Origin of the sequence: Enterococcus gallinarum NBRC 100675, assembly GCF_001544275.1 — a bacterium.
GTDB lineage: Bacteria > Bacillota > Bacilli > Lactobacillales > Enterococcaceae > Enterococcus_D > Enterococcus_D gallinarum.
Map to the genome: position 1 here is coordinate 1 of NZ_BCQE01000015.1, position 13,644 is coordinate 13,644.

The following is a 13,644-nucleotide window of genomic DNA, read 5'->3' on the forward strand; positions in this document are numbered from 1 at the left end:
ATTCTTTTTAAGGTTACTACGCTCGCTTTGCTCGCCTAGTACTGCTCATCATCTGCTCTGCCACTCTTTCGAGTGTCAGTCGCAGTGATTCGCAGCAAAAACGCACTCGTTTGAGTGCGTTGTTTGGGTTATTCGATTGGTTGGGTGTTATTGTCTGTGTTTGATTGATTTTCTACTGGCCTTTGGCTTTCGATGGCTGCTACTAACTCTTTGTTCCCTTGTTTAGTAGACATGGTTTGATTGATGAGGTTGACTAAATCGAGGCCAGTTGTTTCTTTGATAGTATCAAATGTCCGTGCCAAGCCGGCTTCTCCCATGTCGTGGAGTCCGTCGTTGCCTCCAAAGCTGACCACTTTATCGATGTTGCTAAGTGGCGCATTAACTTCTTTGGCAATTTCAGGCAATACCTTGATGAATTCCATCAAAATACCTGCTTCATTCAGTTTAGTTAAAGCAATCGCCATTTTTTCGCGACTTTCGGCTTCTGCTTGACCGACTTTAGCGATTCTTTCAGCATCTGCCGAACCGAGTTTTTCGATTCTCTCTGCTTCTGCTTGGGCAGCTAGTTTAACTTTTTCAGCCTCTGCTTGGGCACGAGCAATTTCTCTTGCTTTATCTGCCAAGGCATTTTGTTCTACAACATATTTATCGGCTTCTGCTTTTTTACGGACTGTAGCATTCAATTCTTTTTCCGTCAGTTCAGCTTGCTTTTCTTGGATCTCGATGTTCTTTTCTTGTTCGATCAATTGAACTTTCATTTTTTCGCCCACGGCAATCTGTTCTGCTTTAGCATCTGCTACTTCCCGTTCTTGTTTGTATTGTGCTTGTTTCAATGCCATATCTTTCGTTGCTTCTGCGATTTCCGTTTGGCGACGAATTTCCTCGTGCTGTGCCAACTGTTCATTTTCGGCTTGCTTGATTCGTGTTTCTCTTAATGCATTTGATTCTGCAACTTCTGCATTCTTCTTCACTTCAGCAATCTGTGGTCGTCCTAAAGCATCTAAGTAGCCGTTGCTGTCACTAACATCTTTGATCGTAAATGAAACGATCTCTAATCCCATTTTTTTCAAGTCGGTAGATGCAACTTCTTGCACTTGTTCCGCAAAATCATCTCGATTTTTGTAAATTGCTTCAACGGTCATTGTACCTAGAATCGCCCGCAAGTGGCCTTCCAGTACTTCTTGTGCTTCATCTTCCAACTCGCCGGTTGATTTGCCTAAGTATTGTTCTGCAGCTGTTTTGATCGATTCCGTACTGTTACCAACTTTAACTAAAACCGTCGCACTTGCTTTGATCGGTACCCCTTGTTCGGTATAAACTTCTGGTGTGCCAATTTCAAGTTTATGCGTCAGTAAACTCAATTTATGTGCTTTTTGAACAATTGGGATCACGAATGTTCCGCTATTTTTTAAAATCTTGATGCCTTCTTTACCTAAAAATGACCCCGTTACAATCAACGCTTCATCTGGCTTGCCGATTCGGTAACGAATCATTAAAAATGCGATCAATAACACGACTAAAACGATGATCCATAAAATTGGATTACTTAAAAAATCTAATGCATTCCCTGTGTCTAACATTTTCCAACACTCCCTATTCAATAAAATTGTGGTTTTCTACCACTAAAGCAATACCTTTTTTGTCAAAATCAACAATAATCACTTTGGTTCCGACTGGTAATTCTCGCTTTTCCCGAATATCCTCTTCTTTATAGAACTTTGCCGGATAAACAGAACGCGCTGTCTTACTGCCAATCTCCATCACTTCACCGAGGGTATTTCCGACGATCTTTTCTGTCAATTCACCAATCAAAAAATCTTCATGACCAAGAACATTGCTACGATTTTTATCTGTCAAGCGATTGAAAAGCCACATAAACGGGCCTAGCAACAAACTGAAAAGCAGAAAAACGGCAAATATCAAAACAAATAGTACGATCAGCCAGCCCACTATTTGAATATAAAATGGAAACTGCTGCAGATACTCTTGAAGCAATGTGACCCATTCCCCAATCACGATCGTCACCACCTTCGCTATTGTTACTGTTAATCATATGATAACCGCTACCAAGTTTCAAGACAATTCAAAAAAAAACTTTCTCAACAATTTCTCGTGAGAAAGTTTTCGACAATTAATTTGCAACTGTTTCTTTGGCAGCCTCTAAAGCTGTAAGCGCACGATTAGCCAATGCCTCATAACGGGACTTTTTATCTTTGATTCGTTCGGGCAGTTCAGGAAGCAAGCCAAAATTGGCATTCATTGGTTGGAAATGTTTGCCTTCTGCATGCGTAATGTAGTACGCCATGCTGCCGATTGTTGTTTCCTGCGGAAAGATGATTGGTTCTTCCCCTTTTGCAAGTTTTGCTGCATTGATTCCAGCTACTAGACCGCTAGCCGCACTTTCAACATACCCTTCTACTCCTGTCATTTGACCAGCAAAAAACAAGTCATCACGTTTGCGAGATTGATAGGTTTGTTGCAGAAGTTCTGGCGAGTTCATGAAACTATTCCGATGCATTACGCCATAGCGGACAAATTCAGCTTGCTCTAATCCAGGGATCATCCGAAAGACTCGTTTTTGTTCTCCCCATTTTAGATGCGTTTGGAAACCTACAATGTTGTACAACGAGGCAGCAGCATTATCTTGACGCAACTGGATCACTGCATAAGGCCGTTTGCCTGTCTTAGGGTCTTCCAAACCAACAGGTTTCATTGGTCCAAACAACATCGTCTTTGGACCACGAGAGGCCATCACTTCAATTGGCATACAGCCTTCAAAGAATTTCTCTTTTTCAAACTCTTTCAAAGGAGCGACTTCGGCATTCACCAAGGCTTCACGAAAGGCATAAAATTCTTCTTCATTCATCGGACAATTCAGGTATGCTGCTTCTCCTTTGTCGTATCGTGATTTCAAGTAAACTTTATCCATATCAATAGTTGATTTATCAATGATTGGCGCTGCGGCATCATAAAAATAGAAGCCTTCCGATCCATTGAATGCTTGAATCGCCTTGGATAACGGTTCTGAAGTCAATGGTCCAGTAGCGATTACCGTAATTCCTTCTGGGATTTCGGTGATCTCTTCTTCGATCACAGTTACCAACGGATGTTCTTTCACCCGCTTTGTAACTAATTCAGAAAAATCATCCCGATCAACGGCTAGTGCACCGCCAGCCGGAACCGCTGTCTGATCGGCCGAAGAGATAATGACCGAATTCAAGCGGCGCATTTCTTCTTTCAAAACACCTACTGCATTGGTTAAATTGTTACCTCTAAGAGAATTTGTACAAACAAGTTCCGCAAAATTATTCGTATGATGGGCTTCTGTCGTTTTCTTAGGACGCATTTCATACAAATTGACAGCCACTCCTGCTTCAGCAGCTTGCCAAGCAGCTTCGCTTCCTGCTAATCCAGCACCAATTACATTGATTTTTTTCATACTTCGTCTCCTTTATAGTAAAAGAGTCTGTGCCAAAAGTCATCAAAACAAAAAATAACCCTTACATTGGCAGATGTTGATCTTCAGATCACCGTTTGTCTCTGCTTATTTTTTATTCTATTCCTTGTGTCACAGCTCTGTTTTTTGAAAAGGAACGCAGAAGTCTGCTGTCTCCCAGCAGACACTTCTTGCGCTCACTTCATTTTTTTATTGAGAGGTCAAAAACGATCAATAACTTACTTTTGAACGTCTTCCTCATAATCACCTTTGATACAAACGACTTGCTTGCCGCCTTTGACTTTCTTTTCAACCAAATAGTTGTCACATTTTGGACAGTTTCTGCCTACTGGTTTATCCCATGACGTAAAGTCACATTCTGGATAGCGTGTGCAGCCAAAGAAAATTCGGTTCTTCTTGGATTTTCTTTCAACAACTTGTCCTTGGTGACAAACTGGACATTCCACTCCGATTTCTTTTACGATCGGTTTTGTATTTCGACAATCTGGAAAATTGCTACAAGCATAAAATTTTCCATAACGACCTAACTTGATGACCATTGGATGACCGCAAATATCGCAATCGAAGCCAGCGGGTTCATCTTTGATCTGGATTTTCTCAATATTTTCTTCTGCATTGGACAATTCTTTTTCAAATGGTCGATAGAATTGGTCCACGACTTTGATCCATTCTTGTTTGCCCGCTTCAATACTGTCTAAGCTGCTTTCCATCTCGGCTGTGAAATGGGTATCGACGATTTGGGGGAAGAATTCCTCAATCAACGAATTAACGATTTCTCCCAATTCAGTTGGTTCAAAACGTTTTTGAGTTAATTTAACGTAATAGCGCCGTTGGATCGTTTCTAAAGTTGGTGCATAAGTCGATGGTCGCCCTACACCATTTTCTTCTAAAGTTTTGATCAACGTTGCTTCGCTATAACGAGCAGGTGGTTGTGTGAAATGTTGTTTTGGTTCGATAGAGATCGACTGAACAACGTCCCCTTCGTTTAATTCCGGCAAAATATTCTCTTTGTCTTCTTTGCCGTCATCTCGTCCCTCAACATACACTTGCATGAATCCTTTAAATTTGATTTTGGATCCGTTAGCTATGAATATGACGCCATTCTGCTGTAGCGTCACTTTCATTGTATCCAAAACCGCAGGGGTCATTTGGCTGGCTACAAAACGAGACCAAATCAAGCGATAGAGTTTCAACTGATCTTTGTCCAAGTACTTTTCCATTTCTTCTGGTGTACGCATGACACTTGTAGGACGTACAGCCTCGTGGGCATCTTGCGCCCCTTGCGCATTCTTGATTTTCTTGCCACCATGAGCTGAAAAAGCTGAACCATAGGTTGTTTCGATGAATTCCGCTGCTTCTCCTTTTGCTGTATCCGCGATCCGTGTAGAATCGGTACGCATATAGGTGATCAATCCGACCGTTCCTTGCTTGCCTAATGGGATTCCTTCATAAAGCTGTTGCGCTACCATCATTGTTTTCCGTGTACGGAAATTCAATTTGCGGGCTGCCTCTTGTTGAAGACTGCTGGTTGTAAAAGGAGCCGAAGGATTGCGTTTTCGTTCTTTCTTTTCTACCTTGGTCACTTGGTAATCTTTGCCATCTAAACGATCGGTCACTTCTTTGATGCTTTCAGCGTTTGGTAGTTTTTTCTTTTTACCATCTAGCCCCCAGAAAGCCGCCTTGAACTTTTTCGTTGCTTTTTTAAAGTTGCCATCGATACTCCAGTATTCTTCAGGTATAAACTCGCGAATTTCTTTTTCGCGATCAATGATGATTTTCAATGCTACTGACTGAACACGGCCCGCACTCAATCCTTTTTTGACTTTGCGCCACAAAATTGGACTAATCGAATAACCTACCAGACGGTCCAACACCCGACGAGCTTGTTGCGCATCTACTAAATCGACATCAATCGTACGAGGTTCTTTAAACGCAGCTTTAACTGCATCTTTTGTGATTTCATTAAAAACGACACGGTTCTTTTCTTTTAAATCTAGTCCTAGTAAGAAAGCTAAATGCCAAGCAATAGCTTCCCCTTCTCTATCCGGGTCACTTGCGAGATAAACTTTTTCTGCTTTTTTGGCTGCAGAACGAAGGCTCTTGATGACATCGCCTTTGCCGCGAATCGAGATGTAATGAGGTTCATAGTCATTTTCGACGTCAATGCCCATTTTGCTTTTCGGCAAATCACGAATATGCCCAACACTCGCAACAACTTTATAGTTGCGCCCGAGGTATTTTTCAATGGTTTTCGCCTTTGCTGGCGACTCCACGATCACTAGATATTTATATGCCATATAAAAAATGGCTCCTTCCTTCATTTTTTCCTACTATAATATATTCGGCAAACAATCCACTTGCTTTCCAAACATCCAAATCGTAGCTTATCATAGCTTTCAGAAAAAGTTTTGTCAAGAAAGGATCATCATAAGTTCAAAAGCCTAAGGCAATTCTTCTAAGATATCTTCTGCTGTCAGCGTGCATTTTGCTCCATCTTGAATCAACTGATGACACCCCTTTGATCGATCGGTCAAAGCTTCTCCAGGCACGGCAAATACATCCTTCCCATTTTCTAAAGCCAACTGTGCAGTAATCAATGAGCCGCTCTTTTCTTTGGCTTCAATCACACAAACTGCCTGTGCGATTCCCGCAATCAGACGATTCCGCATGGGAAAATGATGTTTATGCGGCAATGTTCCTCGCGAATATTCACTAACCAACAAATGTTCCTGCTTGATCTGAGAATAAAGACGTTGCGAACTCTTAGGATAACACTGATCCAGTCCCGTTCCTATAACTGCAATGGTTTGTCCACCACTTTCAATCGCTGCTTCATGGGCGAAACTATCTAATCCCTGGGCAAGGCCGCTAATGATCACGTACTTCTTTTTCACTAGTTCCGGAATGATTTTTCTACAAATCTGCTGACCATAGCTTGTCGCTTGTCTAGCACCGACAACAGCCAGTGAATGCTTTTGGATTAATGACAGATTCCCTTCGTAAAAGAGGATCAATGGTGAATCAGCGATTTTTCTCAGTGCAGGTGGGTAGTCTTTTGAAAAAAAGGTGATAAATGACTGGTCGGCCATTTTTTCCGCTAAGGCACTCTCTGTCAACTGATGCCACGACTGTTGAAAACGAAGAATATTGCGTGTGATCCCTGTCATTTGAATCACTTCTTCAGCCGTTATAGTCCAATTTTCTTGTGAGAGGCAGCCTTTGACCACCCGCCACTGACTTTGAATACCGACTCCTTGTGCAAATGACAAGCGAAGGAGGATTTTATCGAAGGGCGTACATTCCTGATAGTACATAAAACAACCTCATTTCTAAAGAATCTCACTAATAAGATTCGTAAAAATGAGGCTGTTTGATGAATTATTTTACATACTGTTTTACTGGTGCAAATGTTTTGCGATGGATAGGACAAATCCCATGGGCAGCTAATCCTTCTAAATGGGTTTTCGTACCGTAACCAGCGTTTTGATCAAATCCATAATGAGGAAAAACACCATGATAATCTTTCATTAAATTATCCCGAAATACCTTGGCCATGATACTTGCAGCAGCGATAGAGATCGACCGGGCATCCCCTTTGATCAGACTGGTCTGAGGAATATCGGTATCAAGCGTCATAGCGTCCACCAATAAATGCTCTGGTGTAATCGATAAGTCAGCTAGCGCTCGTTTCATCGCATTCTTACTGGCTTGATAAATGTTCACACGATCAATTTCCTCATGATCTGCAATACCGATGCCAATCGCTACCGCTTTATTTTGGATCTCAACAAATAATTCTTCTCTTTTTTTCGCAGAAAGTTGTTTCGAATCATTCAAGCCAATGATCCCGCAATTCTTCGGTAAAACCACTGCCGCGGCAACTACAGGTCCAGCTAACGGTCCCCGGCCGACTTCATCTAAACCGGCAACAAACCGAAGCCCTTTCTGATAGAGTTCTTGTTCAAATACAGACATTTCTGCATATTTTTCTTGCATTTGTTGCTGTTTACGCTGCTGATTTTGATACTTGGTAATCAGCTTTTGGACACCAGAGCGTTCGTCTGCCATCAGTTGAGCCACATAAGCCGGGTCAACCTCCTCGGCAAATAAGCGCTCTTTGATAGTTTTAATCGGCTCTTTCATCTTTTTCACCTAACTCCTCGTAACGATCTAATGTGTACCTTCCCAGCTTCCCTTGTCGAATATCAAAAACGACTAATTCACTGCCGCGATCATAATTGTCTTTGTAACCACGTTTTTCAGTGATCTTCATCAATAGTTCTGGTGCTAAACATTGTTCTTCTTCCGCAGAAAGTGAATAACGCTGAGCAATTCTTCCTTCATAGTAGCGAGCAAAAAAGTCTAACCCAAACAAAGCAATATCATCTAAATGGATGAGTTGATCTTTGATAGCGCCAGTCAAAGCTAATTTTTTGCCAATCTCAGGATCTTCAAATTTAGGCCAGAGAATTCCTGGTGTATCCAGCAATTCCAATTCTGTACCAAAACGCAACCATTGTTGCCCTTTGGTAACACCTGGTTTATTCCCAGTCTGAGCAATTTTTTTGCCGACTAAGCGATTCATCAATGTTGATTTTCCTACATTAGGAATCCCAATGACCATTGCTCTTATCGGACGTGGTTTGAGTCCACGAGCTTTGTCACAAGCAATTTTTTCTTGCAGAACTTCCTTTGCTTTAGGAACAATCATTTTGATTCCTTGACTATCCTGAGCATTGATTGCCATGGCTAAGAAACCTTGTTTTCTAAAATAGCCTTCCCAGAGTTTTGTTTGCTGAGGGTCAGCTAAGTCTGCTTTATTGATCAAGATCAAGCGTGGCTTTTGTTGTAAAATTTGATCCAGCATGGGGTTTCTTGAAGAAATGGGGAGACGAGCATCTACAAGTTCAAACACGATGTCGACAAATTTTAGTTTTTCGCTTACTTCACGTTTTGCTTTGGCCATGTGGCCTGGAAACCATTGAATGGTACTCATAATTAATTTCCTTTCATACCAGTCTTTTTCAGACATTGTTTTGGCTTTCTCTTAAAAGTATCGGACGAATCAAGAAAATTTCCTGATTGCCGAGTATCCTACGCATTTTAACACGAATTGGTTTAATTGGAAATACTACCTGCCAATCACTTGCGACTATGCCTATGAGACGCGTATTGTAGAGCTGATCTGCTCATTCAACGTGCTCTTACAGTCCAGCAAAATTCCAAAGAATGGCCAAAAAACTGCCAGACCACGCTGACTATTCTGCTATATGCCATTATTTGGCTGATTCCGCAGCCTTTCCTTGTTAATTCATTCACTAGGATTATTTGGCAGACCGCTTTAATAATGACATGAGGGGATTTGATCCACGGCTCAATTCATTCTGTCACTCAATGTCAGTCCAAGAGAACTTGCTGGCTTGAAAGTAGCTAAAATTAGGAAAAGGTAGCCAAAAGTAGCTAAGAGTAGCTAAAATTAGCTAGCTGAGTGTCAGGATGTAGGAAGCCAACTTTTTTTGAGAAAAAACCAATTTTCAGCCTAGTTAAAATTATACTTCATTTTACGTCTTTTACTCAAATCATCTTATCAATTTTGAAGAAAAAAATGCTGAAAGTCTGACAGAATTACAACACTGTAAAAAATTTTGTCGTTATTTCTAGAACATTTTTTCTCGCATTTGCTCAAGCAAGCGGCTACCTCGTTTGAATATATAAGTAATAGAAAAAATAAAACGAAATACAGCTATGTAGCTATGTATCGTAGCTAAGTACTAAGTTTAACAAAATCAAAAAGATCAAATTTTTTTGAAACCAAGAGGTTCTCATAGCTCATACTGATTTACGAAAACAATGAAAACAAAAAAATCTAGAAAGAATTTACTTCTTTCTAGATCGCCATCATTTCTTATTAAAGCGCGTATCGATACAAGTTTTGATGAAAAATAATACAAATGAAATGAATAGAAAACTAATTTTTACTCACGATTCTCCCTTTTGATACTCTCACCGTTGGAGTTAATGACTTGCCGATACCACTCAAAGGAATCTTTTTTCTTACGCATATAGGACCCTGTTCCATCATCTTGTTTGTCGACATAGATAAATCCATAGCGTTTTTTCATTTCACCTGTCGTAGCACTGACTAAATCAATCGGCGCCCACGTTAGATAACCGATACAGTCTACCTGATCCTCTTCAACTGACAGCAACAATTGTTCGACATGTCTGTGCAAGTAATCAATGCGATACGCATCGTGAATATGCCCATCTTCTGCGATTTCATCCACTGCACCTAGTCCGTTTTCAGTAATCATGATTGGTAATCCGTATTTTCGATAAGTGTAATTTAACAAATACCGCATGCCAATCGGATCAATCGTCCATCCCCACTTACTGCTTTCCAAATAAGGATTTTGCAGACCGCCAAATAAAGCACTTTTTCCTTCCGATGCACCTTCATATTCTGCGACAGAAGACGCATAGTAATTCATGCCAATAAAATCAAGTTTGCCCTCAGCAAACACTTTTTTATCTGACTCAGAGATCACGATTTTTATGCCTTGATCTGCATATTCTTCCAGTTTGTATTGGGGAAACAGACCATTGCACATTGCATCGATCTGATAAAAGTCACGATCCATTTGTTTATAGGCATTTAGAACATTGACGGGATCACAATTTGCTGGATAGACTGGCTCGATACCAAAAACACAGCCAATTTGGAAGTTCTCATCAATTTCATGTCCCATTTTGACAGCAGCACAACTTGCAAGCGTCATATTGTAGCCAATCATGGCTAATGTCTGGGCCTTAGCATCGATTTCAGAGTACTTTAATCCGGCAATGATATAGGTGAAAATATCACTAGCCTCACTTTGAGGATCGATATGATTCATCTCATTAAATGTGGCCCAGTATCTGACTTTTCCTTTGAATGCTTCAAACATCGTGCGACAAAAGCGCAAATAGAAATCAACGACTTTGCGATTTGTCCATGAACCATATTCAGTCACTAGATGAATCGGCATTTCGAAGTGATAGAGCGTAATGATCGGTTCGATACCATGTTTCAATAGCGTGTCAACGACTCGTTGATAAAAATCGATACCGGCTTGATTTGGTTCTGCTTCGTCCCCTTTAGGATAAATTCTTGACCAGTCGATAGAAATTCGCAATGCCTTGAATCCCATTTCCGCAAACAAAGCAATATCTTCTTGATAACGATGATAAAAATCGATGCCTGTATGAGAAGGATAAACCTTGTTAGCAAGAAGTTCTTTATCGATCTCACGAGGCTGTTCATAGCTGCCTACTGTGACATAGTCCATAATAGCTGGGCCTTTGCCATCTTCCTGCCAAGCACCTTCACATTGATGAGCGGCAATGCTGCCGCCCCATAAAAAATCATTTCTTAACTTCATCTGCTCACCTTTTCTATCTTCTTTATTACGGTTTCTATTGCAAGACAATATTTAGTAAATCATCCGACTTTACCAACTGGTTATTGGATGTTGGGATCACATCAAGAAAATCATTCGTATTCGTAATGACCACAATAGTCGTTGTATCATACCCGGCTTCACGAACTTTTTCAAAATCTACTTCACCGATTGGTTGTCCTGTCCTCACACGATCACCTTGCTTCACATTCATCGTAAAATACTTGCCTTCTAACGAAACAGTGTCGATACCAATATGGATCAAGACCTCAACGCCTTGGTCACTGCGAAGACCAATCGCGTGTTTGGTAGGAAAGACTGTTAGCACTTCCCCATCGATTGGCGAATGAATCACATGACTTGTCGGTTTGATACCGATTCCTTTCCCTAAAGCACCAGTTGAAAAAGCTTGGTCATTGATTTCATTGAGGAGAACCACTTCTCCTTCCACTACACTTTTTAAAGCAGTAGAACGAATCATTTCAGAAGATGCAGGTCGTTCTTTCTCTTTAACCGCCGGTACTTCATCACTTTCTACTGGAATCCCTAACATATAGGCTGCGATAGTCGCACCAATAAAACTGATCGCAACCGCTGCCACCATTAGCCAAAGATTCATGAAGTCGCCTTCGCCAATATAGGCTGGTAATCCAAATAATCCCCAAGCAATTGAATAAGCTTTGACACCTGTTAAACCGGCGAATAGTCCCCCTAAACCTCCACCGATCATCACAGCAATAAACGGACGACGGAATTTAACGAATACACCATAGATGGCTGGTTCGGTAACTCCTAAAATGGCGGATAAAGTCACGGTCCCAAATAGTTGTTTTTGTTTCAAGTTGCGAGCACGCAAGAAGTATCCAAGCATTGCTCCGCCGACAGCGATGTCAGAGATTGTACATGATGAGATAAACGCTGGATCATACCCATTCGCTGCAATCAATGAAGCCACAACAGGCATAATGAAATTGCCGGCGCCTAACATAATGATGAATGGCTGTAATGCAGAATAGAGCATCATCACAAACCAGCTACCTATCGTGTCCATCAATAGATTGAAGAAGCCAATAATGCCTTCCCCAATATAAAACCCTAATGGACCAAAAACCAGGAGTGTGGCTGGTAAAGTAATCAGCATGATCACTAATGGAGACATAAAGTACTGCAAACTTTTAGGAATGACTTTTTTGGCAAACTTTGTTACATAGCCCATGAACCATACTGCTAATAAAATCGGGATAAAGCTATTTGAATAAGTGATCTGTGGTAACCCAATACCAAATAAACTCAATCCCGAAACATTGTTGATCGGTTCAGATAAAATGGTTGCTGCTAAAGCCACTGCTAGATAAGGGCTGGCGCCTAATCGTTTGGCACAGCTCATCGCCATTAAAATAGGTAAGAAATAAAAAACTGCCGACCGTAATGCATCAAAAATTTGATACGTTGAGCTGTCTGTCGAAATCAAACCGGTTAATGAAATAATTGAAAGAAATGCGGCTAATAAACCTGCACAGATGATTGGTTCTAAAATGGGATTCATTGATTCCGAAATCACATCTAGCATCGCCTTGATCGGATTTTTCTTCGTTTTTGGCTGGTCTGCCTCGTCTCCTGACATTCCCAATTGGTCAATTAAATCTTTGTAAACATCGTTTACATGGGTTCCTACGATAATTTGATAAGCAACATTATTGCTTACCACATCAATAACCCCTTCCAACTCTTGCAATTTTTTTGTATCTGCTTTTGAGCGATCTTTTAAAGTAAAACGAAGACGAGTCATGCAGTGCACAACAGCTTGAATATTGGCTTTTCCGCCAACTAATTTGATGATTTGCTCGTTGAAATCATGGTATTGATTCATGTCATTCTCCTCTTTCTGTTACACGATTGATATGGATCATTAAGTAGGTATACTCTTCTTGTGTCAGGTAACTGTTGAACTTTCCTTTGACATAGATCTCAATTTTTTCAACCGCGGCAAATGCTTCCGGATACATTGCTTTCACTTGTTTATAAAGTTGAGACTCATTGTCGGAATAGGTCTGGTTGTTCCGCAATCGTTCGATGAAATACTGGAGATGGGTCACAAGGCGCATATAATTCATGCTGTTTTCATCTAAAGTAATCGTAAAATGATATTTGATAATATTCAGCATATCCCGCAACGTTTCCATATCAGCTAATTGTTCATCAAACTTTGCTTTCGTTTCCTGCAAGTTAACAAAATGTAAGGCAATGGCAACGGCTTCATCTTCAGGAAAATCGACTTGAAAGGTTTGATTGATCCTTTCCAATGCTTCTAACCCAATTTTGTAATAACTGGGATAGAATTTTTTTACCTCCCAAGTCAATGGACTCCTCAAATATTGATCTTTTTTTGCCCGTTTCAATGCAAAGGATAAATGATCTAACAAAGCTAAATAAAGATAATCATTGGCACTTTTGCCGATTTCTTTTTCTCCATATTGTACGAGCTCGTTTACAAGCAGGATCAATTGATCATCGGCGCGAGATAAGAGGTAGCTAAAATGCTCTAATCGATCTTGGCTATCTAAGACAAAGGTCTTCTCTACTTCAGAGTCAGAAATATGTTGGCCAACTTTTTTCTTGAATGCGACTCCTGTTAAGTAGATGATCGACTCATGCCCTCCTCTATCCACTAAGGCAACATTATTATTGATAATCTTTTTAACTTTCATTCGTTTCTCCTTTCCAGAAAAAAGAACTCAGAATAAATAT

At 40.6% G+C, this 13,644-nt stretch carries 10 protein-coding genes; all 10 read right to left on the reverse strand.

Going from position 1 to position 13,644, the window contains the following annotated elements:
• Positions 1 to 128: 128 nt before the first annotated feature.
• On the reverse strand, positions 129 to 1,580 hold the full coding sequence (locus EG2_RS09745) for a flotillin family protein (protein WP_060814565.1): 1,452 nt from the start codon (positions 1,578 to 1,580) through the stop codon (positions 129 to 131).
• A 13-nt stretch (positions 1,581 to 1,593) separates the two neighbouring features.
• A complete protein-coding gene (locus tag EG2_RS09750; RefSeq protein WP_060814676.1) occupies positions 1,594 to 2,019 on the reverse strand; it encodes a hypothetical protein in 426 nt (141 codons plus the stop codon).
• A 112-nt stretch (positions 2,020 to 2,131) separates the two neighbouring features.
• Positions 2,132 to 3,439: an FADH(2)-oxidizing methylenetetrahydrofolate--tRNA-(uracil(54)-C(5))-methyltransferase TrmFO gene (trmFO, locus tag EG2_RS09755; protein WP_003126978.1), complete on the reverse strand. Its 1,308-nt coding sequence runs from the start codon at positions 3,437 to 3,439 to the stop codon at positions 2,132 to 2,134.
• Between the two features lie 236 nt (positions 3,440 to 3,675).
• Positions 3,676 to 5,754, reverse strand: a complete 2,079-nt coding sequence (topA, locus tag EG2_RS09760; protein WP_060814567.1) for a type I DNA topoisomerase — start codon at positions 5,752 to 5,754, stop codon at positions 3,676 to 3,678.
• Positions 5,755 to 5,898: 144 nt separating this feature from the next.
• The gene (gene dprA, locus EG2_RS09765; RefSeq protein WP_060814568.1) at positions 5,899 to 6,771 is read right to left on the reverse strand and encodes a DNA-processing protein DprA; all 873 of its coding nucleotides are present in this window, start codon (positions 6,769 to 6,771) and stop codon (positions 5,899 to 5,901) included.
• Between the two features lie 64 nt (positions 6,772 to 6,835).
• On the reverse strand, positions 6,836 to 7,600 hold the full coding sequence (locus EG2_RS09770; RefSeq protein ID WP_060814571.1) for a ribonuclease HII: 765 nt from the start codon (positions 7,598 to 7,600) through the stop codon (positions 6,836 to 6,838).
• Positions 7,584 to 8,453 carry a ribosome biogenesis GTPase YlqF gene (gene ylqF / locus EG2_RS09775; RefSeq protein ID WP_060814573.1) on the reverse strand — a complete coding sequence of 290 codons (870 nt, stop codon included), beginning with the start codon at positions 8,451 to 8,453 and terminating at the stop codon, positions 7,584 to 7,586. Before ylqF ends, EG2_RS09770 begins: the two co-directional genes overlap by 17 nt.
• Before the next feature lie 979 nt (positions 8,454 to 9,432).
• Positions 9,433 to 10,878, reverse strand: a complete 1,446-nt coding sequence (locus EG2_RS09780; protein WP_060814575.1) for a family 1 glycosylhydrolase — start codon at positions 10,876 to 10,878, stop codon at positions 9,433 to 9,435.
• Between the two features lie 34 nt (positions 10,879 to 10,912).
• Positions 10,913 to 12,766, reverse strand: coding sequence for a beta-glucoside-specific PTS transporter subunit IIABC (locus EG2_RS09785; RefSeq protein ID WP_060814577.1), 1,854 nt, complete (start codon positions 12,764 to 12,766; stop codon positions 10,913 to 10,915).
• Between the two features lies 1 nt (position 12,767).
• Positions 12,768 to 13,604: a PRD domain-containing protein gene (locus tag EG2_RS09790; protein ID WP_003126971.1), complete on the reverse strand. Its 837-nt coding sequence runs from the start codon at positions 13,602 to 13,604 to the stop codon at positions 12,768 to 12,770.
• Positions 13,605 to 13,644: the final 40 nt, after the last annotated feature.

Bases quoted from the DNA above. Each gene is read 5' to 3' on its own strand.
- trmFO (WP_003126978.1), bottom strand. From the start codon at position 3,439: ATGAAAAAAATCAATGTAATTGGTGCTGGATTAGCAGGAAGCGAAGCT.
- EG2_RS09790 (WP_003126971.1), bottom strand. From the start codon at position 13,604: ATGAAAGTTAAAAAGATTATCAATAATAATGTTGCCTTAGTGGATAGA.
- dprA (WP_060814568.1), bottom strand. From the start codon at position 6,771: ATGTACTATCAGGAATGTACGCCCTTCGATAAAATCCTCCTTCGCTTG.
- ylqF (WP_060814573.1), bottom strand. From the start codon at position 8,453: ATGAGTACCATTCAATGGTTTCCAGGCCACATGGCCAAAGCAAAACGT.
- EG2_RS09770 (WP_060814571.1), bottom strand. From the start codon at position 7,600: ATGAAAGAGCCGATTAAAACTATCAAAGAGCGCTTATTTGCCGAGGAG.
- EG2_RS09780 (WP_060814575.1), bottom strand. From the start codon at position 10,878: ATGAAGTTAAGAAATGATTTTTTATGGGGCGGCAGCATTGCCGCTCAT.
- topA (WP_060814567.1), bottom strand. From the start codon at position 5,754: ATGGCATATAAATATCTAGTGATCGTGGAGTCGCCAGCAAAGGCGAAA.
- EG2_RS09785 (WP_060814577.1), bottom strand. From the start codon at position 12,766: ATGAATCAATACCATGATTTCAACGAGCAAATCATCAAATTAGTTGGC.
- EG2_RS09745 (WP_060814565.1), bottom strand. From the start codon at position 1,580: ATGTTAGACACAGGGAATGCATTAGATTTTTTAAGTAATCCAATTTTA.